Source organism: Microbulbifer sp. SE14, assembly GCF_059834885.1.
On record NZ_JCBAJA010000016.1, the window covers coordinates 60,424 to 85,669 of the forward strand.

The 25,246-nt window shown below is 64.0% G+C and carries 24 protein-coding genes; 14 read left to right on the top strand and 10 right to left on the bottom strand.

Annotation, left to right across the window (positions count from 1 at the left end; genetic code table 11):
• Nucleotides 1-2: 2 nt before the first annotated feature.
• From rpmG to radC, 3 genes are all read right to left on the bottom strand, one after another.
• On the bottom strand, nt 3-158 hold the full coding sequence (gene rpmG, locus AC6R19_RS12750) for a 50S ribosomal protein L33 (protein WP_069946430.1): 156 nt from the start codon (nt 156-158) through the stop codon (nt 3-5).
• Between the two features lie 36 nt (nt 159-194).
• Entirely contained in the window at nt 195-431 is a 237-nt protein-coding gene (gene rpmB / locus AC6R19_RS12755) for a 50S ribosomal protein L28 (protein ID WP_323846226.1), read from the bottom strand.
• Nucleotides 432-690: 259 nt separating this feature from the next.
• Nucleotides 691-1,365 (bottom strand): RadC family protein, encoded by a 675-nt coding sequence (gene radC / locus AC6R19_RS12760; protein WP_500580201.1) that lies wholly within the window; start codon nt 1,363-1,365, stop codon nt 691-693.
• 104 nt (nt 1,366-1,469) lie between these two features.
• Between radC and coaBC the strand changes: the two genes are divergently transcribed.
• The 4 genes from coaBC (at nt 1,470) to slmA (ending at nt 6,742) form a co-directional block, all read left to right on the top strand.
• On the top strand, nt 1,470-2,681 hold the full coding sequence (gene coaBC / locus AC6R19_RS12765) for a bifunctional phosphopantothenoylcysteine decarboxylase/phosphopantothenate--cysteine ligase CoaBC (protein ID WP_500580202.1): 1,212 nt from the start codon (nt 1,470-1,472) through the stop codon (nt 2,679-2,681).
• A 63-nt stretch (nt 2,682-2,744) separates the two neighbouring features.
• A complete protein-coding gene (locus AC6R19_RS12770) occupies nt 2,745-5,120 on the top strand; it encodes a phosphomannomutase/phosphoglucomutase (RefSeq protein WP_500580203.1) in 2,376 nt (791 codons plus the stop codon).
• A gap of 16 nt (nt 5,121-5,136) precedes the next feature.
• Nucleotides 5,137-6,054, top strand: coding sequence for an acetylglutamate kinase (argB, locus tag AC6R19_RS12775; protein ID WP_500580204.1), 918 nt, complete (start codon nt 5,137-5,139; stop codon nt 6,052-6,054).
• An 85-nt stretch (nt 6,055-6,139) separates the two neighbouring features.
• Nucleotides 6,140-6,742, top strand: coding sequence for a nucleoid occlusion factor SlmA (slmA, locus tag AC6R19_RS12780; RefSeq protein WP_500580205.1), 603 nt, complete (start codon nt 6,140-6,142; stop codon nt 6,740-6,742).
• A 43-nt stretch (nt 6,743-6,785) separates the two neighbouring features.
• On the opposite strand, the gene AC6R19_RS12785 is transcribed toward slmA, so the two are convergent.
• Together AC6R19_RS12785 and pyrE are read right to left on the bottom strand one after the other, a co-directional pair.
• Nucleotides 6,786-7,406 carry a hypothetical protein gene (locus AC6R19_RS12785; protein ID WP_500580206.1) on the bottom strand — a complete coding sequence of 207 codons (621 nt, stop codon included), beginning with the start codon at nt 7,404-7,406 and terminating at the stop codon, nt 6,786-6,788.
• A 43-nt stretch (nt 7,407-7,449) separates the two neighbouring features.
• On the bottom strand, nt 7,450-8,103 hold the full coding sequence (gene pyrE, locus AC6R19_RS12790) for an orotate phosphoribosyltransferase (protein ID WP_500580207.1): 654 nt from the start codon (nt 8,101-8,103) through the stop codon (nt 7,450-7,452).
• Between the two features lie 116 nt (nt 8,104-8,219).
• On the opposite strand from pyrE, the gene AC6R19_RS12795 reads away from it, so the two are divergent.
• A complete protein-coding gene (locus AC6R19_RS12795; protein WP_500580208.1) occupies nt 8,220-8,987 on the top strand; it encodes an exodeoxyribonuclease III in 768 nt (255 codons plus the stop codon).
• 122 nt (nt 8,988-9,109) lie between these two features.
• Here AC6R19_RS12795 and rph read toward each other — a convergent pair whose 3' ends face one another.
• A complete protein-coding gene (rph, locus tag AC6R19_RS12800; protein ID WP_500580209.1) occupies nt 9,110-9,829 on the bottom strand; it encodes a ribonuclease PH in 720 nt (239 codons plus the stop codon).
• A 151-nt stretch (nt 9,830-9,980) separates the two neighbouring features.
• On the opposite strand from rph, the gene AC6R19_RS12805 reads away from it, so the two are divergent.
• The gene (locus AC6R19_RS12805) at nt 9,981-10,862 is read left to right on the top strand and encodes a YicC/YloC family endoribonuclease (RefSeq protein ID WP_500580210.1); all 882 of its coding nucleotides are present in this window, start codon (nt 9,981-9,983) and stop codon (nt 10,860-10,862) included.
• Between the two features lie 66 nt (nt 10,863-10,928).
• Here the strand turns inward: AC6R19_RS12805 and AC6R19_RS12810 are convergent, their stop codons facing one another.
• The gene (locus AC6R19_RS12810) at nt 10,929-11,477 is read right to left on the bottom strand and encodes a DUF805 domain-containing protein (RefSeq protein ID WP_500580211.1); all 549 of its coding nucleotides are present in this window, start codon (nt 11,475-11,477) and stop codon (nt 10,929-10,931) included.
• Between the two features lie 558 nt (nt 11,478-12,035).
• Between AC6R19_RS12810 and AC6R19_RS12815 the strand changes: the two genes are divergently transcribed.
• The 6 genes from AC6R19_RS12815 (at nt 12,036) to AC6R19_RS12840 (ending at nt 19,435) form a co-directional block, all read left to right on the top strand.
• The gene (locus tag AC6R19_RS12815; protein WP_500580212.1) at nt 12,036-14,090 is read left to right on the top strand and encodes a S8 family peptidase; all 2,055 of its coding nucleotides are present in this window, start codon (nt 12,036-12,038) and stop codon (nt 14,088-14,090) included.
• A gap of 168 nt (nt 14,091-14,258) precedes the next feature.
• Nucleotides 14,259-15,503: a sterol desaturase family protein gene (locus AC6R19_RS12820; RefSeq protein WP_500580213.1), complete on the top strand. Its 1,245-nt coding sequence runs from the start codon at nt 14,259-14,261 to the stop codon at nt 15,501-15,503.
• A gap of 225 nt (nt 15,504-15,728) precedes the next feature.
• Complete coding sequence (gmk, locus tag AC6R19_RS12825) at nt 15,729-16,346, top strand: guanylate kinase (protein WP_500580214.1); 618 nt, start codon at nt 15,729-15,731, stop codon at nt 16,344-16,346.
• Nucleotides 16,347-16,475: 129 nt separating this feature from the next.
• On the top strand, nt 16,476-16,742 hold the full coding sequence (gene rpoZ / locus AC6R19_RS12830; RefSeq protein ID WP_500580215.1) for a DNA-directed RNA polymerase subunit omega: 267 nt from the start codon (nt 16,476-16,478) through the stop codon (nt 16,740-16,742).
• Between the two features lie 45 nt (nt 16,743-16,787).
• Nucleotides 16,788-18,905, top strand: coding sequence for a bifunctional GTP diphosphokinase/guanosine-3',5'-bis pyrophosphate 3'-pyrophosphohydrolase (spoT, locus tag AC6R19_RS12835; RefSeq protein ID WP_500580216.1), 2,118 nt, complete (start codon nt 16,788-16,790; stop codon nt 18,903-18,905).
• A gap of 146 nt (nt 18,906-19,051) precedes the next feature.
• Nucleotides 19,052-19,435, top strand: a complete 384-nt coding sequence (locus AC6R19_RS12840) for a RidA family protein (protein ID WP_500580217.1) — start codon at nt 19,052-19,054, stop codon at nt 19,433-19,435.
• On the opposite strand, the gene AC6R19_RS12845 is transcribed toward AC6R19_RS12840, so the two are convergent.
• The 3 genes from AC6R19_RS12845 to AC6R19_RS12855 form a co-directional block, all read right to left on the bottom strand.
• Nucleotides 19,428-20,459, bottom strand: coding sequence for a zinc-binding dehydrogenase (locus AC6R19_RS12845; RefSeq protein WP_500580218.1), 1,032 nt, complete (start codon nt 20,457-20,459; stop codon nt 19,428-19,430). The two genes, AC6R19_RS12840 and AC6R19_RS12845, sit on opposite strands and share 8 nt — an antisense overlap.
• A 21-nt stretch (nt 20,460-20,480) precedes the next feature.
• Nucleotides 20,481-21,362, bottom strand: coding sequence for an NAD-dependent epimerase/dehydratase family protein (locus tag AC6R19_RS12850; RefSeq protein WP_500580219.1), 882 nt, complete (start codon nt 21,360-21,362; stop codon nt 20,481-20,483).
• Between the two features lie 228 nt (nt 21,363-21,590).
• The gene (locus AC6R19_RS12855; RefSeq protein WP_500580220.1) at nt 21,591-21,851 is read right to left on the bottom strand and encodes a GlsB/YeaQ/YmgE family stress response membrane protein; all 261 of its coding nucleotides are present in this window, start codon (nt 21,849-21,851) and stop codon (nt 21,591-21,593) included.
• Nucleotides 21,852-22,040: 189 nt separating this feature from the next.
• On the opposite strand from AC6R19_RS12855, the gene AC6R19_RS12860 reads away from it, so the two are divergent.
• Nucleotides 22,041-22,964, top strand: a complete 924-nt coding sequence (locus AC6R19_RS12860) for a hydrogen peroxide-inducible genes activator (protein ID WP_500580221.1) — start codon at nt 22,041-22,043, stop codon at nt 22,962-22,964.
• A 93-nt stretch (nt 22,965-23,057) separates the two neighbouring features.
• On the top strand, nt 23,058-25,172 hold the full coding sequence (gene recG / locus AC6R19_RS12865; RefSeq protein WP_500580222.1) for an ATP-dependent DNA helicase RecG: 2,115 nt from the start codon (nt 23,058-23,060) through the stop codon (nt 25,170-25,172).
• Nucleotides 25,173-25,246: the final 74 nt, after the last annotated feature.

Below are 25,246 nucleotides of genomic sequence, written 5' to 3' on the forward strand. Positions count from 1 at the left end.
AATTACTTGATCTTGCCTTCCTTGTACATCACATGCTTGCGGACAACGGGATCGTACTTCTTGATCTCCATTTTTTCCGGCATGTTGCGCTTGTTCTTGGTGGTGGTGTAGAAGTGGCCGGTGCCGGCACTGCTATTCAGACGAATCTTGTCACGCATCGTTCTGTCTCCGATCTCTCAGCGGCTCGCCGCCAGTTACACTTTTTCGCCGCGGGCGCGCAGCTCGCTCAGCACGGTTTCGATACCTTTCTTGTCGATAACGCGCATGCCTTTGGCGGAAACCCGCAGCTTCACGAAGCGCTTCTCGGACTCTACCCAGAAACGGTGGCTGTGCAGGTTGGGCACAAAGCGACGCTTGGTGCGGTTCTTGGCGTGGGATACATTGTTACCGGTGACCGGGCGCTTACCGGTTACCTGACATACCTTGGACATCTGTTGGCCTCTTCAAAACTCTCTCGTGCCCGCGTCAGGGGATGCGGGGACATCAATTCGGGATTCTAATCCGGTTCCTGGGCGGCGGCGGAAACTGTTCAGAATCTGGCCCGGCCGCAAAGAGCGGCGTTTTATACCAGAAGAGGCCTTGGGGGGCAAGTTTTGTACAGCATTGGCCGGGACTCGGGACTCGGGACTCGGGACTCGGGACTCGGGACTCGGGAAAGAGTACCGAACCTTAATAATGCGAAGCACCGATTCAAATCAGCCCCTGCTCGGCAAAAGACAGCGCCTCGCCCTCGCCGACGATCATATGGTCCAGCACCTTGATATCCACCAGCTCCAGCGCCTGGGTCAGGCGCTCGGTGATCCAGATGTCCGCCTGGCTGGGTTCGCTGACGCCGGAGGGGTGGTTGTGGGCAAGGATCACCGCGGCGGCGCCCTTCTGCAGGGCGGCCTGCACCACCTCGCGGGGATAGACGCTGGCGGCGTTGAGGGTGCCCTCGAACAGCTCCTCGAAGGCGATCACCCGGTGCTGGCTGTCCAGGTAGAGACAGCAGAAGACCTCGCGCCGGCGGTGGCGCAGCTGCGCGGACAGGTAGTCGCGCACGGCCCGGGGGCTGCACAGGGCGTCGGTGCGCTGCAGGGTTTCCGCCAGGTGGCGACGGGCCATCTCCAGCACCGCCTGCAGCTGCACATACTTGGCATCGCCCAGGCCACGGCCAGCGCAGAATTCCTCCCGCTTCGCCTCCAGCAGCGGGCGCAGGCCGCCGAAATCCGCCAGCAACTGGCGCGCCAGGTCCACCGCCGACAGGCCGGTCACCCCGGTGCGCAGGAAGATCGCCAGCAGTTCCGCGTCCGACAGCGCCTCCGCGCCCCTTTCCAGCAACTTTTCCCGCGGCCTCTCCGCCGCCGGCCAGTCCGTAATCCGCATCCCTTCCTCCATGAAGTCTCTGTGGTTCCAGTTCCGTTGCCTTAGTACCAACAGGCGCAGAAATGCTAATCTTACCCGCTCTCCCAATCTCGGAAACAGCGCCTATGTCCTCCCTGGCCGGAAAACACATACTGCTGGGCGTCAGCGGCGGCATCGCCGCCTACAAGAGCGCCGACCTGGTGCGGCGCCTCAAGGAGCGCGGCGCCGAGGTGCGGGTGGTCATGACCGCGGGCGCACAGGAGTTCGTCAGGCCGCTGACCTACCAGGCGCTGTCCGGCAACCCGGTGCACACCGACCTGCTGGACCCGGCCGCCGAGGCGGCCATGGGCCATATCGAACTGGCCAAGTGGGCCGAGTTGATCCTGATCGCCCCGGCCAGCGCCCAGATTCTGGCCAAGCTCGCCTGCGGCATGGCCGACGACCTGCTCTCAACCCTGTGCCTCGCCAGCGAGGCCAGGCTGGCACTGGCACCGGCGATGAACCAGGCCATGTGGCGCCACGCGGCCACGGCGGCCAATGTGCAGACGCTGCTGGGTCGCGGCGTGCTCCTCTGGGGCCCCGCCGCCGGCAGCCAGGCCTGTGGCGACGTGGGCCCCGGGCGCATGCTGGAGCCGGACGCACTGGTGGCCGAGGTGGAAACACTACTCCGGCCACGCCAGTCCCTGGCCGGCAGGAAACTGGCAATCACCGCCGGGCCCACCCGCGAGGCGCTGGATCCGGTGCGCTTCCTCAGCAACCACAGCTCCGGCAAGATGGGCTTCGCCCTGGCCGCGGCGGCGCAGCGCGCCGGTGCCGAGGTAACCCTGATTGCCGGCCCGGTGAATCTCCCCACACCCGCCGGTGTCAGGCGCGTGGACGTGACCGGCGCCCTGGAGATGCGCGACGCCGCCGAACGCGCCGCCGACCTCTGCGATATATTTGTCGGCGCTGCCGCAGTGGCGGACTTCCGCCCTGCGGAGGTGGCGCAACAGAAAATCAAGAAGCGGGAGGACAGGGGCGAGGAAATCCTGGCGCTGGTCAAGAATCCCGACATAGTCGCCGGCATAGCCGCGCGCAGTAAACTGCGACCCTATACCGTCGGCTTTGCCGCGGAGACGGAAAAGGTCATAGAACACGCCCGGGACAAGCTGGCGCGCAAGAAGCTCGACATGATCATCGCCAACGATGTCAGCGCCGCGGACAGCGGCTTCGACAGCGACCGCAACGCCGTCACCGTGATTGATGCCGCCGGCTGCCAGGAGCTGCCGCCGGCACTGAAGACCGAACTGGCGGATCAGCTGGTAGAGATCATCGCCGCCCGGGCGCCGGCGCCTTAAAAACTCACACAATAACAATTCGCGTTACTGAAAGGTTACAGCAGGAAGGTTACAGATAATCCCGTGACTTCACGCAAACAGAGCGACTTCAAGTCCCCATTCCACAGCGGCCTGCTGCTGCCGTCGCTACTGGCAGCCGCAGCCTGGCTGGGCGGGGCCTACTATATAGAGGGCAGTATCTTAGCCCCGCACAGCGCCGCCCGGGTCGAACAGGCCGCGCAACAGAAGGCGCAGACCTACGCCGCAGAATTGCAGCTGTACCTGGCGAAGCGCGCGCAGCAGCTGCAGCGTCTGGACGCGGATGAGAGACCGACAGCGGAACTGCTGCAGACAGCCGCACTGCCGGAAAACGCCTCCATACAGGTTTTTGCCGCGGACCAGGTCCGGGTGGGCGCCGGCGCAAACCCTGCACTCAACTTCGCCCTGGTGGACCTGCTCAAGCGCAGCGGCGAGAAGGCCCCGCAACCGGTGGAGTTCCTGCGCACCGGCAGCGACAACGGCTGGCAGCTGCACAGCGCCGCACCCCTGCGGGAAAAGCTGATGCTGGTAACCCAACCCTTCACCACCTTTGAGTCCGCGCTGAAAAAATTCGACAGCGGCAGCGGACAGCTCAGGCTGCTGCAGAAATTCCCGGACGGACCGCAACAGCCCCTGTGGCAGGCGGGGCAGGGCGGCGGCAAGCCGGCCAGCGCGAAAATAGGCGGCAGCCATCTGTCCGTGGAATTCAAGCCCTCCGCGGCCTTCGCCCGGGAGCACGGCCTTTCCGCGCGCTGGATTTACATCGGCGCCGCTGTCGGCCTGCTGGCGTCCCTGCTTTTGTTGCTGCGTTTTATGCCCCGCAACACCCTGGCACCCTGGGAACGAAGTGAAAAAAAGGAGCGGCGCAGCAGAGACTACGACAGCGAAGACCGCGAAGAACTGGAAGAGAAGCTGGCCGAGCTGTCATCGAGGATGAACAGCGAGCCGGAGCCCCAATCCACGGCGGCGCCCAGCGTAGGCCACAAGCCAGAGCCGGAGAGCAAGGCGCCGCAGAAATCCGAATTGCAGCCCGCGAACTTCCCTCGCCAGGTGTTCCGTGCCTACGATATCCGCGGTATTGCCGGCAAGGAAATCAATGAACCCTTCGCATACCAGCTGGGCCGTGCCCTCGGTAGCCTGGCCCAGCACGCCGGCGAGGAGATACTGCTGGTGGGGCGCGACGGCCGCAACAGCAGCGAACTGCTCGGCAACTGCCTGGTGGAGGGCATTCTCGACAGCGGTTGCAACGCCGTAAACCTGGGGCTGGTACCGTCGCCGCTGCTCTACTACGCCTGCGCCAAGGGCAAAAACACCAGCAGCGGCGTGATGGTGACCGCCAGTCACAACCCGGCGGAGTACAACGGCTTCAAAATAGTTCTGAAAGGCCGGCCGCTGGCGGAGGACAAGCTGCAGCGCCTGCACCAGCTGATGCAGAAGGGTCCCTTCAGGAGCGGTCAGGGCAGTAACCGCGAGCAGGACATCAGGGAAAATTACATCGACGAGATCTTCAACGATGTGGCCCTGGCCGGGCAGCCGCACCTGGTGGTGGACGCCGGCAACGGTGCCACCTCGCTGCTGGCGCCGCGGCTGTTCGAGCAGCTGGGCTGTGCGGTGACGCCGCTCTTCTGCGAGATAGACGGCAACTTCCCCAATCACGCTCCCGACCCTTCGCGCCCGGAAAACCTGCAGGCGCTGATCGGGAAGGTCGCCGAAACCGGGGCCGACCTGGGCGTGGCCTTGGATGGCGACGGCGATCGCGTCACCCTGGTTTCCGCCTCCGGCCGTATCGCCTGGGCGGACCAGCTGGTGATGCTGCTGGCCCGCGACATACTGGCCCGCAATCCGGGCGAGAATATCGTCTTCGACGTCAAGAGCAGCCGCGCGCTGGCGCAGTTGGTCAACCAGTACGGCGGCCGCCCGATCATGTGGAAGACCGGCCACGCGCCGATGAAAACCAAAATGCTGGAGACGGGGGCGATCCTGGGCGGCGAACTGTCCGGCCATATCTTTATCAAGGACCGCTGGCTCGGTTTCGACGACGGCATCTACGCCGCCGCGCGCATTCTCGAGATCATGGCACTGCGGGAACAGAGCCTGGACGATCTGCTCGAGTCGCTGCCGCAGATGACCAGCACCCCGGAAATACTGCTGCCGGTTGAGGAGCGGGAAAAGTTCGCACTGGTCGAGAAGCTGAAAGAGCTGGGCGACTTCGGCGAAGCCGACGTCAATACCATCGACGGCCTGCGCATAGAGTACGCCGACGGCTGGGGCCTGGTGCGCGCCTCCAATACCGGCGCCGCGCTGACGTTGCGCTTCGAGGCGGAAAACGATGAGGCCCTGGAGCGTATCCGCCGGCAGGTGATGGCCGAACTGAAAAAAGTGGACCCCAAACTCGCAGTGCCGGACTGGCAACTCGTATAAGAAGGAATCTCGATTTATGTCATTGGATAGCAAATCCGCCCTGCGCGTCGCCCAGGTACTGAACGAGGCGCTGCCCTATATCCAGCGCTTCACCGGCAAGACCATAGTGGTCAAGTTCGGCGGCAATGCGATGGTGGACGAGGCGCTGCAGAACAGCTTCGCCCGCGACATCATCCTGATGAAGCTGGTGGGCATGAACCCGGTGGTGGTGCACGGCGGCGGGCCGCAGATCGGCGAGCTGCTGGACAAGCTCAGCATCGAATCCCGCTTCGTCGACGGCATGCGCGTGACCGACAGCGAGACCATGGATGTGGTCGAGATGGTGCTCGGCGGCACGGTAAACAAGCAGATAGTCAACCTGATCAACAAGAACGGCGGCCGCGCCGTGGGCGTGACCGGCAAGGACGGCCTGCTGATCAAGGCGAAAAAACTCAGGATCAAGAACGAGACTGCCGGCCTGCACGCGTCGGAAATCATCGATATCGGCCACGTGGGCGAGGTGGAGAGCGTCAACACCGATGTGATAGACATGCTGATCCACAGCGACTTCATCCCGGTGATCGCCCCCATCGGCGTGGGCGAGGACGGTGCCTCCTACAATATCAACGCCGACCTGGTGGCCGGCAAGATCGCCGAGTACCTGAAGGCGGAAAAGCTGATGCTGCTGACCAACGTGGCCGGCCTGCAGGACAAGAAGGGCGAGGTGCTGACCGGCCTCTCCACCCTGCAGGTGGATGGCCTGATCGCCGACGGCACCATCTACGGCGGCATGCTGCCGAAGATCGCCTGCGCCCTGGAGGCGGTGAAGGCCGGCGTGACCTCTGCCCATATCATCGACGGCCGCGTACCCCACGCGGTGCTGCTGGAGATATTCACCGATACCGGCGTGGGCACCCTGATCACCAACTCGGTTAATCCCCCGCGGGCGGATTAATAATTGAAGCGGTCCCGGCGAATGGGTAGGATTCGCGCGGCAAAAACAATAGTTATCCGGCGCTTGCGCCGGACAAAGGCAGCGAATGAGCAGCGAAAAAATCAACCGCCGTCAACAGATACTCCAGGCCCTGGCACACATGCTGGAAGCCAGCCCCGGAGCGCGCATCACCACCGCGGCCCTGGCCAAGGAGGTGGGTTTCTCCGAGGCGGCGCTCTACCGCCACTTCCCCAGCAAATCGAAGATGTTCGAGGGACTGATCGAGTTTATCGAAGAGACGGTATTCAGCCGCGTGTCGCTGATACTGCAGGACGAACCCTCGGCGCTGGTGCGCTGCCAGAAGATACTGCACCTGCTGCTGGCCTTTTGCGAGCGCAACCCGGGCATCACCAGGCTGCTCACCGGCGACGCGTTGACCGGCGAGACCGAGCGGCTGCACGGGCGCATACTGCAGTTCTTCGACCGGCTGGAGACCCAGCTGAAGCAGATTCTGCGCGAGGCGGAGCTGCGCGAGCAGCTGCGCCCGGCCATTCCCCTGGGCGGCGCCGCCAACCTGCTGCTGGCCAGCGCCGAGGGACGCATCGTCCAGTACGTGCGCAGCGGCTTCAAGCGCAAGCCCACCGAGTACTGGGCGGAACAGTGGCCGGTGCTGATGGCGGGATTCTTTCGCGAGACAGCGCTGACGTAGGGTGCGCCGTGCGCACCGGGACTGGCGGTGCGCACGGCGCACCCTACTGGGCGATCTGTGCGTAGCGCGCGGCGGCCCTATCGAACTCGGCGTTGATCGCCTCCGCCTCCGCCTCGCGCCGGCCCAGGCGCTCCTGCAGAACCGCCACTTCCTCGCGCAGGTCGGCGATGCGCTCCAGCAGTTCCGGCGCCACCTTGCCACCATTGCGCTGGGTGCGTGCGGCCGCCACTTCCTCCTGCTCGATCTGCCGGCCCAGGCTGGAGATGTTGGAGCGCATGATCGCCATATCCTGCTCGACGATCGCCAGTTTGCGCGAGCGGGCGCTCTCGATGTCGGCGACGCTGTTGTAGCGCTTGAGCAGCTGGAGGTCTGCCTCCCGCTGCGCCTCGCGGCGCCGTTTCTCGGCCAGTTCCTCGCCGCTCAGTTGCGGCGGCACCACCTTGAGGACCTGGCCGGAGAGGCTCAGTATCTCGTATCCCTTGGCCACATAGCGCGGCGGCACCTGGTCGTCGAGCACCTGGATGCCCTTCTCATCGGTATAGCGGTAGAGCACCCTGCCACTGATCTCGCCGCCCGGTTTTGCCTGGGCGGGGGCCAGGGGCAGCGCCAGGGCAACGAACAGCAGGGCTGCCGTGAGGGAATTTGACTGGGGGGCGACTTTCATCGCGCTTCTCGCTCAAAGGTCGGGCGCGCCGGCGATCCCGGCACTAATGCCCCGAGACGCCATAGCGCTGCCGGTAATCCACTATTTTCCTTACCGTGTCGCTGTCCTGCGACTCCTCCTCCAGGTAGCTGATGATATGATCCAGCTGCACAATACTGACGACCGGGATATTGTACTGTCTCTCCACCTGCTGGATAGCGGAGAGTTCACAGTCCTCACCGGCCTTCTCCTGGCGGTTCAGGCCGATGACCACGCCGGCCGCCTCGGCCCCGTGTTGGCCGATGATGTGCATCACCTCGCGCACCGCGGTGCCGGCGGTAATCACGTCATCGATAATCAAAACCTTGCCAACGAGCGGCGCACCCACTAAGGTTCCGCCTTCGCCGTGATCCTTGGCCTCTTTGCGGTTGTAGCAGAAGGGCTTGTCCACGCCTTTCTGCGCCAGCGCCACGGCAGTCACCGCGCCCAGCGGTATACCCTTGTAGGCCGGCCCGAAAATGACATCGAACTCCACTCCCGAGGCAATTATCGCTTCGGCATAGGCCTGTCCCAGCGCCGCCAGTGCGGCGCCGGTGTGGAAGCGGCCGGCATTGAAGAAGTAGGGGCTCTGGCGGCCGGACTTCAGGGTGAAATCACCGAAACACAGAACCTGATGGTTCAGGGCCAGTTGGATAAAGTCGCGCTGATACTGCTGCATGGAAATTTGTTAACTATTGGCTAAGGTGAAGGGAGACCTCCCCCACGGGAACCAAGGGGGAGAGGTGTGCACATAATGTTATTAATGATACACAGCTCGCTGGTAAGGGGCTAATAATGCGAATAGTGAGTCTGTCGGTAGACGGCGTTCATCAGGCGGCGCAGCGCGGCCTCTACGATTGGTTGGCGGAACAGGACGCGGATATCATCTGCCTGCAGGACCTGCGCTCCCTGGAGCCGGAACTGGATCACCCGATCTTCCATCCCGACGGCTATTACAGCTACTTCTTCGATTCCGGTACGCCCCACGAGAACGGCGTGGCCATCTATACCCGCAGCCAGCCCAAGGCGATCATCTTCGGCATGGGCTTCGCCAACGGCGAGGATATGTACGGCCGCTACCTGCAGGCGGACTTCGAGCGCCTCAGCGTCGGCTCGCTGCTGGCACCGGTGGCCAGCGACGAGGCATCCCTGGAAAAGAAAGTGCAGTTCTTCGACGACATGCAGGCACACCTGCACAAGATCAGCCGCAAGCGCCGCGACTTCATCTTCTGCGGCAACTGGGGCATGGCCCATCGCCGCGCCGACGTACAGAACTGGCAGGACCACCAGGACACCCCCGGCTTCATGCGCCACGAGCAGCGCTGGCTGGACCAGCTGTTCAACGAGATCGGCTACGTGGATGCCTTCCGCAAGGTGGTCAAGGACGCGGACGAGTTCACCTGGTGGCCGAGCGGCGTGGTGGGTGAGGGCGACGGCTGGCGCACGGACATGCAGATAGTCTCCCACACCCTGAAAAACCGCATCGAGTACGGCGCCATCAACAAGAACGTCGACTTCTCCAGCCACCTGCCGGTGATCATGGATTACGACCTGGAGGTTTGACGAATGCGGAATGCGGAATACGCGGGCTGGTTCACCGCTGCGGGAACGGCCGTCGGCCGCGAACAGGCTGGCGGCTGGCAGCGGAAGCCCTAAAGAACAAGGCTACCGTTCCGCATTCAATACTATTCCGCCAGCGCCTTCCTCTGCAGCGCAGTCAGCTCATCGATCCCCGCCTTGCCCAGCGCCAGCATCTGCGCGAACTGCTTCTCGGTAAAGGGCGCACCCTCGGCGGTGCCCTGCACTTCGATCATGCCGCCGTCCTCGGCCATCACCAGGTTCATGTCGGTGTCGGCGCTGCTGTCCTCCGGGTAGTCCAGGTCCAGTACCGGCTCGCCATCGTAGATACCCACGGACACCGCCGCGACCATGTTGACCAGCGGATCCGCGGTAATGATTTTTTCCCGCTGCATGTAACGGAGCGCATCTACCAGGGCCACGCAGGCGCCAGTGATCGCCGCGGTGCGGGTGCCGCCGTCCGCCTGTATCACATCGCAGTCCAAGGTGATCTGGTTCTCCCCCAGCAGCCTCAGGTCCACCGCTGCGCGCAGGGAGCGGCCAATCAGGCGCTGTATCTCCACGGTGCGCCCGCTCTGCTTGCCCTTGGCCGCTTCGCGGGGCATGCGTGAGCCGGTGGAGCGGGGCAGCATGCCGTACTCGGCGGTGATCCAGCCGCTGCCCTGGCCGCGCAGGAAGCGCGGCACCTCATCGGCCACCGACGCATTGCACAGCACTTTGGTATCGCCAAACTCCACCAGCACCGAACCCTCCGCATGGCGGGTGTAGTTGCGGGTAATACGGACGGAGCGCAGTTGCGCAGGCTGGCGGCCGCTGGGACGCTGCATGTTTCACCTCAGTTCTGTTGTTTTCGGATTTGGGCTCAAAGCGCTGCATTATAGCCGCACACAGAGTGTCGGGGTGCCTGTGCTATGATGCCCGGCCGCCGATCCTAAATAACAGCCGAACAACAGCAAACGCCTGCGGGGGAGAGCAGCTATGGCCAGGGTTAATGACAAAGTGCGCAGTATGACCGCCTTCGGCCGCGCCGAGGCCTCCTACGCCACCGGCAATGCCATCTGGGAACTGCGCTCGGTGAATCACCGCTACCTGGAACCCCACTTCCGCCTGCCCGAAGCCGCGCGCCCGCTGGAAACCCAGCTGCGCGAAACCCTGCGCAAGACCCTGTCCCGCGGCAAGGTGGAACTCACCCTGACGCTGAAACCCAACAACATGGAAACCACCGGCCTGGAAATCAACCAGCCGCTGGTACAGGCGCTGCTACAGGCCGCGAAGCAGGTGTCCCCCGGCCCCGACACGGCGCCGCTCAACCCGCTGCAGATACTGCAGTGGCCAGGCGTGATCGCGGAACCGGAAACCGATGTGGAGCAGCAGTCCGCCGCTGTCCTGCAGGCCTTCGGCGAGGCGCTGGAACAGCTCAGCGCCAACCGCGAGCGGGAGGGTGCGGAGCTGCGCAGGTTTATCGAGGCGCGCCTGGAGAGCATCGAGAAGCAGGTGGTCGGCGTGCGCGAGTTGCTGCCGCAGATACTGGAGGCGCAGCGGGAGAAGCTGCGCACGCGCCTGGAGGAACTGCTGGGCGAACTGGACAAGGACCGCCTGGAGCAGGAAATCGTACTGCTGGCCCAGAAGGCCGACGTGGACGAGGAGCTGGACCGCCTCGACGCCCACGTCGCAGAAACCCGCCGCGTCCTCGCCGGCGGCGGCGCCATAGGCCGGCGGCTGGACTTCCTGATGCAGGAATTCAACCGCGAGGCCAACACCCTCTCGTCCAAGTCCGTGGTCACCGACACCACCCAGGCGGCGGTGGAGTTGAAAGTGCTGATCGAGCAGATGCGCGAGCAGGTGCAGAACATCGAGTAATCCGGCACCCCCGCACCAAACAAAAAAGCCGCTCCAGTGAGCGGCTCCGAATCCCTTCCCAATGTCCTACTGCATCTGCCCCTGCTGCGCGCGCTCCACATAGTCCTGGTACGCGGGAACTGCGACTGCCGCCAGTATCGGCAGCACCAGCGCAAATATCAGGCTGATAACAAATCCCACTTTGACACCGGTGGAGTTGGGCGTGGTCGGCGCGCCGTACTGATTGGCCCCCTGGGTACCGCCCGCGAACAGCAGGTACAGCAACAGGCCGATATTGGCCAGCGGCACCAGGAACAGCAGCATCCACCAGCCGGATTTATCCAGATCGTGCAGGCGGCGCGCATACAGTGAAACGCTGTAGATACTGCTGAACAATATCGCGGCGATGTAGAGCAACCCGCCCAGGGCAAAATTGCCGGAAAACATGAACGCCATCGACGGCATGGCGATCGCCAGGCTGAGCAGCGAGGCGAAAAACAGGTAGGTCACCATGCGCATACGGCCCAGGCGGCCGGAGAACGCGAAGACTTTCGGTTCTACCGGCTGCGCGTCCGGCTCCTGCTGAACCAGATCGGCCGTCTCCGGCGATGCATAGGGGTTGACGGTCACAGTCATGAAATCTCCTTTGTATTGTTATTTCTTCAGGCCGGCTGAGTGCAGCCGGTTATTCCACAGTATCCCAGTGGCATCTGGGCGCCACAAGATGCATCTGTGCGACAGCAGATATTAATAAACTTTATTTGCATAAAGAATTTAAATAATTCCACCGCGACAAATACCGTCCATTCAATCCCGACAAACTGTCTGAACTCCTTTTTATCCCATATACCCCAAGTGTTTCTGCCGTACTTGGCAGAACTGCTGCGGCCTCCTTCGCGTATTCCATACGGGCTTATCCTTATACTAAAAAGATCTATTTTCTGGCGCAAAATGTCACCTAATGCGATGTTTTTCAACTGAGGGGAGGAGAGAAATTACCGTTATAGGAGATACATAGGATAGAAATTACGGCTGCTCTTGCGCCAAATTGGTGCGCGACCAATCGAATCTCACAGACCACCCATCACGAGAAAAACAAGGAGAGTCAATTAAAAAAATAAAAGCCTGAACGAAACCGGCAGCGCAAAAAAACGATAAAGCGCTTCCGAAAATAATTAGGAGAACCTAGCAACAATGAAATCACCATTTAACAAACTACTGCGGAAATCCGCGCTGGTAGGTGCCGCCGCGCTGTTCGCCGGTGCACCCTTCGCCACAGCAGTGGAGAAGAACGCCCCCTCGGCACTGACAACCAGCGCCGCACCGATAACCGATCGCATTATCGTCAAGTACAAGGACTCCGCGCAGATGGGCAACGGTCCGGGCATGTCCCAGGCGGCCCTGGCGCACGCCTCGCGCATGGCCGGGATGAACCTCACGCATATGCGGCGCCTGGCCACCGGTGCACAGCTGATGCGCCTCGATGGCCGCAAGGGCAAGACGGAACTGGCGGCGATCGTGAGTCGCCTGCAGCAGGATCCCGACGTGGAGTATGTCGAACCGGACCTGCTGCTGCAGCCAATGGCCACACCCAATGACACCCGCTACGACGAGCAGTGGCACTACTTCGAGTCCACCGCCGGCCTGAATCTACCGACCGCCTGGGACACCACCCAGGGCGAGGGCGTGGTGGTGGCGGTGATCGACACCGGCTACCTGCCGCACGCCGACCTGGCGGACAACCTGCTGCCCGGCTACGACATGATCTCCGACTCGGACGTGGCCCAGGACGGCGACGGCCGCGATAGCGACGCCAGCGATCCGGGCGACTGGGCCCCGGCCGACGCCTGCTACTCCGGCTCCCCCGCCAGCAACAGTAGTTGGCACGGCACCCACGTGGCTGGCACAGTGGCGGCGGTCACCAACAACGGCAGCGGCGTTGCCGGCGTCGCCTACAAGTCCAAGGTGGTACCCATCCGCGTTCTGGGTCGCTGCGGGGGCTACACCTCCGATATCGCCGATGCGATCATCTGGGGTGCCGGCGGTTCCGTCAGCGGTGTTCCCGACAACGCCAACCCGGCCCAGGTGCTGAACCTGAGCCTCGGCGGTGGCGGCAGCTGTGGCAGCACCACCCAGAACGCCATTAACACCGCCCGCAACCTCGGCGCCACCGTGGTGGTCGCCGCGGGCAACTCCAACGACGACGCCGGCGGCTACTCCCCGGCCAGCTGTGACGGCGTCGTCACCGTGGCCTCGGTGGACAGGTCCGGCGGCCGCGCCTGGTACTCCAACTACGGCAGCGTGGTGGAAGTGGCGGCTCCCGGCGGCGACACCTCCACCACCAGCAATGGCGTTCTGTCCACCCTGAACAGCGGTAGCCAGGGTCCGGAGAATGACAGCTATGCCTTCTACCAGGGCACCAGTATGGCCGCGCCCCACGTGGCCGGTGCCGCGGCGCTGCTCTACTCGGTCAACCCGAGTATCACCCCGTCTGAGGTTGAGTCCATCCTGGCGAACACCGCGCGCAGCTTCCCCGCTTCCTGCAGCGGCTGCGGCGCCGGTATCGTCGACGCGGCGGCGGCAGTGGAGGCGGCCAGCGGCGGCGGCACCGAGCCGGGCGACGGCGTGCTGGAGAACGGTGTGGTGGAGACGGACCTGGCCGCCAGCACCGGCGAGGAGCTGCACTACACCCTGGACGTACCGGCGGGCGCCTCCAACCTGGAGTTCCAGATCTCCGGCGGCAGCGGCGACGCCGACCTGTATGTGAAGTTCGGCTCCGCCCCCACCACCTCCAGCTACGACTGCCGTCCCTACCTGAACGGCAATGAGGAGACCTGCAGCATCTCCAATGTACAGGAGGGCACCTACTATGTGATGGTGCGCGCCTACAGCAGCTTCTCCGGCGTCAGCCTGGTGGGCAGCTACGACGAGAGCGGCGGCGGCAGCGGAGCCACCGGCTGGACCGAGACAGACCTGTCCGGCAGCCAGGGCTCCTGGCAACACTTCACCCTGGAGGTGAACGCCGGCATGTCCTCCCTGGATGTGCAGATGTCCGGCGGCAGTGGCGACGGTGACCTGTACGTGCGCTACGGCGCTGAGCCGACGTCCAGCAGCTACGACTGCCGTCCCTACAAGTGGGGCAATGACGAGAGCTGCAGTTTCAGCAACCCCTCCGAGGGCACCTGGTATATCAGTATCTACGGCTACGACGCCTATTCGGGCGTGACCCTGGATGCGCAGAGCCAGTAACTGCCTGCAGCAGACACAAGGGGCGGCCAATCGGCCGCCCCTTTTTTATGCGCGGAACAAAAACTGCTAACGGATTTTAAAATCAGGCCCTTCGGCGCCTGGGCGCCACCGGAGGTCTGTGGCAAAGTGGCCAGAATTCGACCTGATAACAATATTAAAGAGGTACCCGTGAGTCTCGTCACCCTGGCCATTCCCTTCTTCCTGATCGCCGTGCTGGTGGAACTGGCACTGGACCGCTGGCGCGGCTGGGGCCTGTACCGGCTGAACGACGCGATCGGCAGCCTCAGCGCAGGCATACTGAGCCGCCTTTCCGGCCTGGTGCGCGCGGGTGTGGGGCTGTTGATCTATATCCCGGTCTACGAATTTCTCACGCCCTACTATGAAGTGGTGGGTTTCAACTGGTCGCCGGACAGCGGCTGGCACCTGCTGCTGGCGGTGGTGGCCTACGACTTCTGCTACTACTGGAAGCACCGCTTCGCCCATGAGGTCAATCTCTTCTGGGCCGATCACCTGGTGCATCACCAGAGCGAGGACTACAACCTGACAACGGCCCTGCGCCAGCCGGCGGGCGGCCCGCCGATCGGCTGGATCTTCTATATGCCGCTGCTGCTGATCGGCATGCCGCCGGAACTGATGATCACCGCAGGCGCCATCGACTTGATCTACCAGTTCTGGGTGCACACGCAGAAGTTCCCCAAAGTACGCTGGATGGAGTGGATTTTCGTCACCCCCTCCAACCACCGGGTACACCACGCCCAGAACAGGGTTTACGTGGACAGGAACTACGGTGGTGTCCTGATCATCTGGGACCGGCTGTTCGGCAGCTACCAGGAGGAACTGGAAGAGGAGCCCTGCATCTACGGGGTGCGCAAGCCGCTGAACAGTTTCGATCCACTGGCGGCCAACCTGCAGCACTACAAGCGCATGGCCCTGGACGCCTGGTACACGAAGAGCTGGTGGGACAAGCTCACCCTCTGGTTCCGCCGCACCGGCTACCGCCCGGCGGACGCGGAAGCGGCCATGCCGGTACCCTCCTGCGACCTGGACGACTTCCAACGCTTCGATCCGCAGATTGGCCGCGGCAGGCGCATTTACGCGCTGGTGCAGCACCTGTGCTACTCCGCCGCGACCCTGGCGCTGCTCTGGTACGCGCAGACGATGGATTACTCGCAGCAGCTGATCGCGGTACTACTGCTGTCATTCGGGTTGATCGTCAACGGCCGCATCCTCGACGGCCACCGCCTGGCCGGTGCCGCAGAACTGGTACGCCTGGGGGGGCTGATCCCGCTCGCTCCCCTGTTGCCGACGGCGCTTTCCGCCGTTCTGTCCGGCTATATATTGCTCAGCGCGCTCGCATGGTGGTGGTTGGCTTTTACCAACAAAGAGGATACAGTCGCCCTCGTTAGCGATTAGCAACAGGAAGTTGAACCCGATCACAGGGGGTAGGTGGTGATCGGGGAAGCTTCTGCCGGGCGATCCCGGCCGGGCTCAGGGGCATACAATGCAGTACCGTGTCCCTGAAAAATCCCAACACTCCCCCCCAACCCGGCCGGGGTTCAGCCTTTTGCCCGCCTTATCCAGCTGCTTCCGTTATAATGCCCGCTTTGCCCGCCAGATATAGGAACAGCAGGATCAGTCGTGCAAACAGGAACCCTCTTTACCGTGTCCGCGCCCTCCGGCGCGGGGAAGACCAGCCTGGTAAAGGCGCTGGTGGACAGCGACAGCCAGGTAACAGTTTCCGTGTCCCACACCACCAGACCCATGCGCCCGGGCGAGCAGGACGGGGTCAACTACCATTTCGTCAGCCGCGACGAGTTCGTGGAAATGCTGAACAGGAACGCCTTCCTCGAGCACGCGCAGGTATTCGACAACTACTACGGCACCTCCAAGGAGTGGGTCCGGGAGACACTGGCGGCTGGCCGCGATGTGATCCTCGAGATCGACTGGCAGGGCGCCGGCCAAGTGCGCCGGCTGCTGCCGGAGACGCAGGGCATCTTCATACTGCCGCCGTCCCAGCAGGCCCTGCGCGAGCGTTTGACCGGTCGCGGCCAGGACGAACAGAGCGTGATCGACAGGCGCATGGAACAGGCCATCGACGAGATGTCCCACTATGTGGAAGCGGACTACCTGGTGATCAACGACAACTTCGACCAGGCGCTGTATGAACTGCGCGCCATCGTCAGCGCCCAGCGGAGCCGCCTGAAGCACCAGCAGGAGCGCCACGGCGAGCTGTTGCAGGCCCTTTTACGCCACTGAACCGCTTGTTGCGCCATTGAGCCGATTGATCGATTTGCGTACACTCCGCGGTCCGGTAAAATAGCCGGTCCCCCGTACCGAATTCGCCCCACCGGGCACCCTATGCACTGTTAATGGAACCGAAAGTTTATGGCACGTATCACCGTTGAAGATTGCCTCGAACACGTCGACAACCGCTTCGAACTCGTTATCGTGGGCAGCAAGCGCGCCCGCCAGATCGCCACCGGCGGCAGGGACCCGCTGGTAGCGGAGGAGAACGACAAGCCCACGGTCATCGCCCTGCGCGAGATCGAGGAAGGCCTGGTGGACGCCAGCATCCTCGACGAGCCGGAAGAGGAGCGGGCTCCGGCGCAGTCCATGGCCGCACCGGCCTACCTGTCCGAGCAGGATATCTGACCTATCCCTTCCACCGACTGCATTTACTGAGAGGCGCGCGCGGCTTTGCACACCATCGATAGTCTGGCCCACCGCCTCTCGTCGTACCTGCCCACCGACCAGATCCAGATTGTCCGCCGCGCCTATTTCTACGCGGAGCAGGCCCACGACGGCCAGCAGCGCCGCTCCGGCGAACCCTATATCACCCACCCGCTGGCGGTCGCCACCATACTGGCCGGTATGCATATGGATCACCAGAGCCTGGCCGCGGCCATGCTCCACGACGTGATCGAGGACACCGGCATCCCCAAACCGGCGCTGGCGGAACAGTTCGGCGACGAGGTGGCGGACCTGGTGGACGGCGTCTCCAAGCTGACCCAGTTCGAGACCGACAGCCCGGCGGAGAAGCAGGCGGAGAACTTCCAGAAGATGGCCCTGGCCATGGCGCGGGATATCCGCGTGATACTGGTCAAACTCGCCGACCGCTTGCACAACATGCGCACCCTGGGCGCACTGAAGCCGCAGAAGCGCGCGCGCATCGCCCGCGAGACCCTGGAGATCTACGCGCCCATCGCCAACCGCCTGGGCATGAACGACGTGCGCATCGAGTTCGAGGACCGCGCCTTCTTTGCCATCTACCCCCTGCGCGCCAGCCGCCTGCGCGCGGCTTTGGTAGCGGCGCGCGGCAACCGCAAGGAGCTGCTGGAAAAAATCCAGAATGCCATCGAACTGCGCCTGCAGCGGGAGGGCATAGACGCGCTGGTGATCGGCCGCGAAAAGCATCTGTACAGCATCTACCAAAAGATGCGCGCCAAAAAAAAATCCTTCAAGGAGATCATGGACGTCTACGCCTTTCGCATCATCGTCGACAGCGTGGACGCCTGCTACCGGGTATTGGGAGTGATGCACAACCTGTACAAGCCGGTGATCAGCGAGTTCAAGGACTATATCGCCATCCCAAAATCCAACGGCTACCAGTCGCTGCACACGGTGCTGCTGGGCATGCACGGCGTGCCCATCGAGGTGCAGGTGCGCACCAAGGAAATGGACGAGATGGCCAACAGCGGCATCGCCGCCCACTGGCTGTACAAGGCCTCCGGCGACGAGGTGATCAACACCGGCGGCACCAGCCAGGTGCGCGCGCGCCGCTGGGTGCAGGGCCTGCTGGAGATGCAGCAGCGCGCCGGCGACTCACTGGAATTCATCGAGAACGTGAAGATCGATCTCTTCCCGGACGAGGTCTACGTCTTCACCCCCAAGGGCGAGATCGTCGACCTGCCCGCAGGCGCCACCGCGGTGGACTTCGCCTACTCGGTGCACACGGATATCGGCAACTCCTGCGTCGCCGTGCGCATCAACCAGCGCCTGGCGCCCCTGTCGCAGCCGCTGGAGAGCGGGCAGAAGGTGGAGATACTGACGCGCAAGAACGCGCAGCCGAATCCCAACTGGCTCAATTTCGTCGTCACCGCCAAGGCGCGCAGCGCCATACGCCACTTCCTCAAGCACCAGCGCCACCACGATTCCGTGGCCCTGGGCCGGCGCCTGCTGGACAAGGCCCTGGGCAAGTTCAACACGCGCCTCGACGACCTGACCGAGGAGCAGCTGCAGCACGGCCTGCGCGAGACCAAGTGCGCGACCCTGGAGAAGCTGCTGGAGGAGATAGGCCTGGGCAACAAGGTGGCCTTTTCCGCGGCCAAGCTGCTGGCGCCTGCCGGCAGTGAGGAGGCCGAGGCCAGTCACATTTCCTCGCCGCTGACCATCGACGCCCAGGAGGGCATGCTGATCAGCTTCGCCCGCTGCTGTCGCCCGATCCCCGGCGACACCATCATCGGCCACATCAGCTCCGGCAAGGGCGTGGTGGTGCACCGGGATACCTGCCGCAACACCATCGAATTCCGCGAGCACCCGGAAAACATCATGCTGGTGAACTGGTCGCCGGACGTGAAGGGGGAATTCCTCGGCGACGTGCGCGTGGAGGTGGAATCCGAGCGCGGCATCATCGCGCGGCTGGCCACCCGCATCACCGAGGAGGGCGCCAGCATCGAGCAGATCCACGTGGACGAGAAGGACGCCCACAACAGCGTCATCGCCATGACCCTGGAAGTCAGCAACCGCGTGCACCTGGCACGGGTGATGAAGCGGCTGCGCAACCTGCCGTCGGTGATTCGTATCGCCAGGCCGTAAAGACGGGACTCGGGACTCGGGACTCGGGACTCTCAAGCGTAGGTTGGGGTTCGCGGAGCTCACCCCAACCTACGCACTCCCAATTCCCGGCAAACCGCGATATATTCCCCCGCTTTCTTTTTCTGGAAAGTATTTTGGAGCACCCCATGCCCAACCGCGCCGTGATCAAGACCGACAAGGCCCCGGCCGCTATCGGCAGCTATTCCCAGGCGGTCAAGGTCGACAACACCGTCTACCTGTCCGGGCAGATTCCGCTGGATCCGCAGAGCATGGAAATAGTCCCCGGCGACTTCGCCGCCCAGGCGCGCCAGGTGTTCACCAACCTGCAGGCGGTGTGCGAGGCGGCCAACGGCTCCCTTGGACATATCGTCAAGCTGAACCTCTACCTGACCGACCTCAGCGACTTCGCCACCGTCAACGAAGTGATGGCGGAATTCTTCCAGCAGCCCTATCCGGCGCGCGCGGCGGTGGGTGTGAAGGAGCTGCCCAAGGGGGCGCTGTTTGAGGCGGAAGGGGTAATGGTCATCTGAATGCGGAATGATTCCGCATCTCCAACACCACCTTGCCCACTGACCGCCCCGAACGCAGCAGATCCAGGGCGGCGTGGGCCTCGCCGAACGCAAAGCGGTGCCCCACCAGCGGTGGCGGCAGCGGAACCCTTTCCAACTCGGCCAGCAGCGCTTTCATCTCGACCTTCTGTTCCCACAGCCAGATCAGGTTGAAGGCCAGCACCGAGCGGTTGCTGCTGATCATGTCCATCACGTCGTAGCGGGGACGGCGCAGGTAGCGCCAGGCCGCCTTCAGGTAATTGGGGCGGTTTCCCTGCGGGGTGAATTCGGCCGCACCGAACACCACCAGCCGCCCCATCGGATTGAGCGCATCGAAGCTGGCTTTCTGCACACTGCCGCCGATCGCATCCAGGACCAGGTCGAAGTGCAGCCCCTCGCGCCGCAACTGCCGGGCAAAATCCCTTTCCCGAACCAGCACCTCGCCGAATCCCAACTCGCCCAGCAGCTCTACTTTGTCTTCACTGCCGACGGTTCCCACTGGCGTGCCGCCCAGCGCCCGGGTCAGCTTCATCGCCTGCAGCCCCACACCGCCGGCGGCGCTGTGGACCAGGACTCTCCGGCCCGGTTGCAGGGCACCGAGTCGCGTCAGTGCATACCAGGCGGTCAGGGTCTGGGCGGGCCAGGCCGCGCCCTGGGCGAAGTCCCAGCCAGCGGGGAGGGGGATCAGGTAGTCGGGTTCACTGTCGATGGCCGAGGCGTAGCCGCCGAAGCGGGTCACCCCCATCACCCTGTCCCCCGGAGCAAAACCCGTGTCGTCAGCGGTTTCCAGCACCCTGCCGGCGAACTCCAGGCCGGGAGTAAAGGCACCGCTCGGTGTGGCGGAGTAGAGCCCGGTGAGGGCAAAGATATCGGCGAAATTGAGCCCCACCGCCGCCACTTCGACGCGCACGCGACCGGCGGGCAGGGGGCCCAGCGGTTCGCTTTTTTGGCTGAGCCTGGCGATATTGCCGGCCCTGGGGGTTTGCCAGAAGGTGCGGTCGGTCATTGTCGTCGGAAGGCCTGGCTCTCAGCCTTCCGACTCCAGCAGGGCGCTGTAACCGGTCTTGTAGTCCGGGTATTTCATCTCGTAGCCGCTCTCCAGCATGCGCTTATTGCTGAGTTTCTTCGAGCGGCGCTCGCTGGTCTCGACAATCTCGCGAAGGTGGGCACTGGTGTAGCCCATGGCCTTGACCAGCCACTGCTGCAGTTCGTACATGGGTACCGGCATACAGTCGGCGCCGATATAGAGCGTTTCCGGCGACCAGCCCCGCTTGTGTTTCTCCATCAGGTGAATCAGGAAACCGATAGCGTCGTCCACGTGGATGCGGTTGCTGAACTGCGGCGGCTGCGGCGGCGCGCAGCGGCCGGCGCGCACCTGGGACAGCAGCCGGTCGCGCCCCGGGCCGTAGATGCCGGCGAAGCGCACCACGCAGGTGGTGGGCACGGCGCGGCGGATGATCTCCTCCGCCGCCAGCAGGATATCGCCCTGGAATCCGCTGGGAATGGCCGGGGTCTGCTCGTCGAGAAACGAGTCGCCACACTGGCCGTAGACGCGGGTCGAGGAGACCCAGATCAGCAGGCGCGGTGGGCGCGGAAGGTGGGGCAGGGCCTCGGCCAGCGCGGTGGCGGTATCGATATAAGCGCGGTGGTAGCCACTCTGGGTGTGTTCGTCGGGAGTGAAGGTGGCCAGCACTACATCGGCGCCGTCGGCCAGCAGCCGCTCTATGTCTTCCTTTTTTGTGGCGTCGCCGCGGCGCCAGTTGACCACATCCGCGCGGCGCTTGCTCGCCAGGGCCACCAGCGGATTGCGGCGCACCCCGTAAACTGCGTACTCCTGCCGGTTCAGCTGCAGTGCCAGGCGAGCGCCGAGATCGCCGCAGCCGAAAATCCAAAGTTTTTCTTGTTCCATAACAGTCCGGGCAGGGATGCGGGCCGGTCCAGCGCCCCCCTGCCATATTCCCCTATTGTTGTCCTATGTAACCCCGCAGAGCTGTCCTTACCCCAAGAAAAAGCCCCGTCAGTATAGTCCGCGGCTTGGCGACTTCTGCGAAAAAAGTAATCCCGCTTTTTCCACGCGGGTATTGTGATTTACAAGTGCCGATCCGGAACCCGGACCGGCACTGAGAAAACCATCTACCTAGTGACTGCGCCGCTTGAGCATGCGATAGATGAACAGCAATATGATGGCACCGACGGTGGCGGTCACTATGTCCCCAAGGGCAAAACCGGTTACCGGTCCGCCGATACCCACCAGGGAGCCCAGCCAGCCGCCGATAAAGGCCCCCACTATGCCGATCACGATAGTCACTATCCAGCCGCCGGGGTCCGGACCCGGCATGATCCATTTCGCCAGCACGCCGGCGATAAGCCCGAGAATGATCCAGGAGAGAATGCCCATGGCGATACTCCAGTCGATGTGTCCCTACACATATAGCAAAAAAATGCGCCTTTATCGCCGAATCAGTCCCGCAAATAGCAAAATTTTCTAATCGACACCGTGAATATCCCCAGTCACATTTCGCCGTTGGCCAGCGGCTATTATTTATGAATAATTGCTATTACCTGCAAGCAGCTAATTGTCTATGCCATGACTCTCAATGAATTGCGCTACATAGTGACCCTGGCCCAGGAGCAGCATTTCGGCCGCGCCGCCGAGCGCTGTTTCGTCAGCCAGCCGACCCTGTCGATCGCGGTCAAGAAGCTGGAGAAAGAACTGGGCGTTGCGCTGTTCGAACGCTCCAAGACCCGGGTTCAGGCGACACCGCTGGGGGAGCGCATCGTCGCCCAGGCGCAGCTGGTGCTTGAGCAGTCCGCAGCGATCAAGGATATCGCCAGCGCCGGCAAGGACCAGTTGGCCAGCCCGCTGTCGGTGGGCGCCATCTTTACCATAGGCCCCTACCTGTTCCCGCACTTTATCCCCCAGCTGCAGAAACTGGCTCCGGACATGCCGCTCTATGTGGAGGAGGGCTACACAGCCACGCTGCGCCAGCGGCTGCGCAAGGGGGAGCTGGATGCGATCATCATAGCGCTGCCCTTCACCGAGCCGGACGTGGTGACCCAGCCGCTCTACGACGAGCCCTTCGTGGTGCTGATGCCGTCCGACCACCCGCTGGCGGCGGAGGAATTTATCACCCCCGAGCAGCTGTCCCGGGACAATGTGCTGCTGCTCGGCGAGGGCCACTGCTTCCGCGACCAGGTATTGGAAGCCTGCCCACAACTGCAGCAGTCGATCGAGCGGGAGGCGGGCAATGGTCATATCCGCACTGCCGCCGATGGCAGCTCCCTCGAAACGCTGCGGCATATGGTGGCCTCCGGCCTCGGCATCACCGTGCTGCCCCTGTCCGCCGCCACCGCGTCCCAGTACGCCAGCGGACTGCTGGAAACCCGCCCCTTCGCGCCGCCCAGCCCGCAACGCACCGTGGCCCTGGCCTGGCGCGCCAGCTTCCCGCGCCACCGGGCCATCGACATACTGCGCGAAGCCATAGGCCAGTGCCAATTGAGCGAGGAATAAACAGAAACAGGAAGGCCACCGGCAGCGGGGTCAATCGGAGCGCTGACTTGGGGGCACCCAGGCCAGCGCCAATGGAGTGAGGAAGAGAGACCAGTGCCCACAGAGCGACGGGTAAACAACCTTGCCGAGACACCGATCACCGCGCTCAAGGGCGTGGGAGACAAGTTCGCCCAGGTGCTGGCCAGGCTGCATATCGCCACCGTGCAGGACCTGCTGTTCCACCTGCCACTGCGCTATCAGGACCGCACGCGGATTACACCCATCGCCGCGCTGATGCCCGGTGTGGACGCGGTGATCGAGGGCGAGGTACGCGCCGCCGATGTGGTCTTCGGCCGCCGCCGCAGCCTGATGGTCAAACTGCAGGACGGCAGCGGCACCATCTCCCTGCGCTATTTCCACTTCACCGCCGCACAGAAAAACCGCTTCGCCCGCGGCGTGCGCCTGCGCTGCTTCGGCGAGGCGCGCCGCGGTGCCGCCGGCCTGGAGCTATACCACCCTGAGACCGAAATCGTCGGCGCCGAGACGCAGGAGAGGCCGGACACGCTGACCCCTGTCTACCCACTCACCGAGGGCGTCACCCAACTGCGCCTGCGCGGCCTGGTGCAGCAGGCGCTGGCCATGCTCGACAGCGGCGGCGTCGCGCTACCCTTACCAGAGCTACTGCCGGCGGAACTCCTGCCGGTGTCTATGCGCTACCCACTGAAAGGTGCGCTGCAGTATCTGCATTCGCCCCCGGCCGGTGCCGACTTGGCCCAATTGGCGGAGGGGGTGCACCCGGCCCAGCAGCGACTGGCACTGGAGGAACTGCTGGCCCATCACCTGAGCCTGCTGGAACTGCGGCGCAGCAGCGCCGCCGTCTCCGCACTGCCGCTGCCGGCCAACGGAGCCCTGGAGCGGGACTTCCTCGCCCGGCTGCCGTTTTCGCTCACCGGCGCCCAGCAGCGGGTCTGCGCGGAGATTGCCGGAGACCTGGCCCAGAGCCGCCCGATGATGCGGCTGCTGCAGGGGGATGTGGGCGCCGGCAAGACGCTGGTGGCGGCCATGGCGGCCCTGAAGGCCATAGGCGCCGGCGCCCAGGTGGCGGTGATGGCCCCCACCGAGATTCTCGCCGAACAGCACAGGCGCAATTTCAGCGGCTGGCTGGAGCCGCTGAGTATCGGCGTCGCCCAGCTGACCGGCAGTCTCAGGGCCGCCGAGCGCCGCGCCCAACTGGCGGCGATAGCCAGCGGCGAGGCGCAACTGATAGTGGGCACTCACGCACTCTTCCAGCCTGAAGTGGTATTCCACAACCTGGCCCTGGTGATTATCGACGAGCAGCACCGCTTCGGCGTGCGCCAGCGCCTGGAGCTGCGCGAGAAGGGCGCCGCCAGCGGTCTGTCAGGCCGCTTGCAGCCGCACCAGCTGATCATGACCGCGACGCCGATTCCGCGCACCCTGGCCATGTCCGCCTTCGCCGACCTGGACTGCTCGGTGATCGACGAACTGCCCCCGGGGCGCCAGCCGATCAACACGGTGGCCATCTCCAACGAGCGCCGCGACCAGGTGGTGGAACGGGTGGCGGCATCCGTGGCCGAGGGCCGCCAGGCCTACTGGGTCTGCACCCTGATCGAAGAGTCCGAGAGCCTGCAGGCCCAGGCCGCCGAGGTCACCGCCAGCGAGCTGGCCGAGGCCCTGGACGGCGTGCGCGTGGCGCTGGTGCACGGGCGGCTGAAGCCGGAGCAGAAGGAGCGGGTCATGGACGCCTTCAAGGCCGGGGAGGTGGACCTGCTGGTGGCCACCACGGTGATCGAGGTGGGCGTGGACGTACCCAACGCCAGCCTGATGATTATCGAGAACCCGGAGCGCCTGGGCCTGGCGCAGCTGCACCAGCTGCGCGGCCGCGTCGGCCGCGGCTCCATCGCCAGCCACTGCGTGCTGCTGTACGGCACGCCCCTATCCCAGAACGGCCGCGCGCGCCTGCAAGCGCTGAGGCAGCACAGCGACGGCTTTGCCATCGCCGAGGAGGACCTGCGCCTGCGCGGTCCCGGCGAGATACTCGGCACCCGCCAGACCGGCGAGATACAGCACCGCATCGCCGACCTGCAGCGGGACGCGCAGCTGCTGCCCCAGGTACAGCGGATCGCCGCCTCCCCGAAACTGACCGACGACCAGCGCCGCCAGCTGATCCGGCGCTGGCTGCAGAACAAGCCGCGCTTCGCCGAGGCCTGACCTGCTGCCAGGGCTTCGAGCGGCCCTGCCACTGGTGGCCATTTGGCCAAAAAACCTCATCGGTAAACATTTGC

Bases quoted from the DNA above. Each gene is read 5' to 3' on its own strand.
- pyrE (WP_500580207.1), bottom strand. From the start codon at position 8,103: ATGCAGCAGTATCAGCGCGACTTTATCCAACTGGCCCTGAACCATCAG.
- AC6R19_RS12850 (WP_500580219.1), bottom strand. From the start codon at position 21,362: ATGGAACAAGAAAAACTTTGGATTTTCGGCTGCGGCGATCTCGGCGCT.
- coaBC (WP_500580202.1), top strand. From the start codon at position 1,470: ATGTCCTCCCTGGCCGGAAAACACATACTGCTGGGCGTCAGCGGCGGC.
- rpmG (WP_069946430.1), bottom strand. From the start codon at position 158: ATGCGTGACAAGATTCGTCTGAATAGCAGTGCCGGCACCGGCCACTTC.
- rpmB (WP_323846226.1), bottom strand. From the start codon at position 431: ATGTCCAAGGTATGTCAGGTAACCGGTAAGCGCCCGGTCACCGGTAAC.
- AC6R19_RS12840 (WP_500580217.1), top strand. From the start codon at position 19,052: ATGCCCAACCGCGCCGTGATCAAGACCGACAAGGCCCCGGCCGCTATC.
- AC6R19_RS12815 (WP_500580212.1), top strand. From the start codon at position 12,036: ATGAAATCACCATTTAACAAACTACTGCGGAAATCCGCGCTGGTAGGT.
- rpoZ (WP_500580215.1), top strand. From the start codon at position 16,476: ATGGCACGTATCACCGTTGAAGATTGCCTCGAACACGTCGACAACCGC.
- AC6R19_RS12795 (WP_500580208.1), top strand. From the start codon at position 8,220: ATGCGAATAGTGAGTCTGTCGGTAGACGGCGTTCATCAGGCGGCGCAG.
- rph (WP_500580209.1), bottom strand. From the start codon at position 9,829: ATGCAGCGTCCCAGCGGCCGCCAGCCTGCGCAACTGCGCTCCGTCCGT.
- slmA (WP_500580205.1), top strand. From the start codon at position 6,140: ATGAGCAGCGAAAAAATCAACCGCCGTCAACAGATACTCCAGGCCCTG.
- AC6R19_RS12785 (WP_500580206.1), bottom strand. From the start codon at position 7,406: ATGAAAGTCGCCCCCCAGTCAAATTCCCTCACGGCAGCCCTGCTGTTC.
- AC6R19_RS12860 (WP_500580221.1), top strand. From the start codon at position 22,041: ATGACTCTCAATGAATTGCGCTACATAGTGACCCTGGCCCAGGAGCAG.
- AC6R19_RS12810 (WP_500580211.1), bottom strand. From the start codon at position 11,477: ATGACTGTGACCGTCAACCCCTATGCATCGCCGGAGACGGCCGATCTG.
- AC6R19_RS12845 (WP_500580218.1), bottom strand. From the start codon at position 20,459: ATGACCGACCGCACCTTCTGGCAAACCCCCAGGGCCGGCAATATCGCC.
- AC6R19_RS12855 (WP_500580220.1), bottom strand. From the start codon at position 21,851: ATGGGCATTCTCTCCTGGATCATTCTCGGGCTTATCGCCGGCGTGCTG.
- argB (WP_500580204.1), top strand. From the start codon at position 5,137: ATGTCATTGGATAGCAAATCCGCCCTGCGCGTCGCCCAGGTACTGAAC.
- AC6R19_RS12805 (WP_500580210.1), top strand. From the start codon at position 9,981: ATGGCCAGGGTTAATGACAAAGTGCGCAGTATGACCGCCTTCGGCCGC.
- radC (WP_500580201.1), bottom strand. From the start codon at position 1,365: ATGCGGATTACGGACTGGCCGGCGGCGGAGAGGCCGCGGGAAAAGTTG.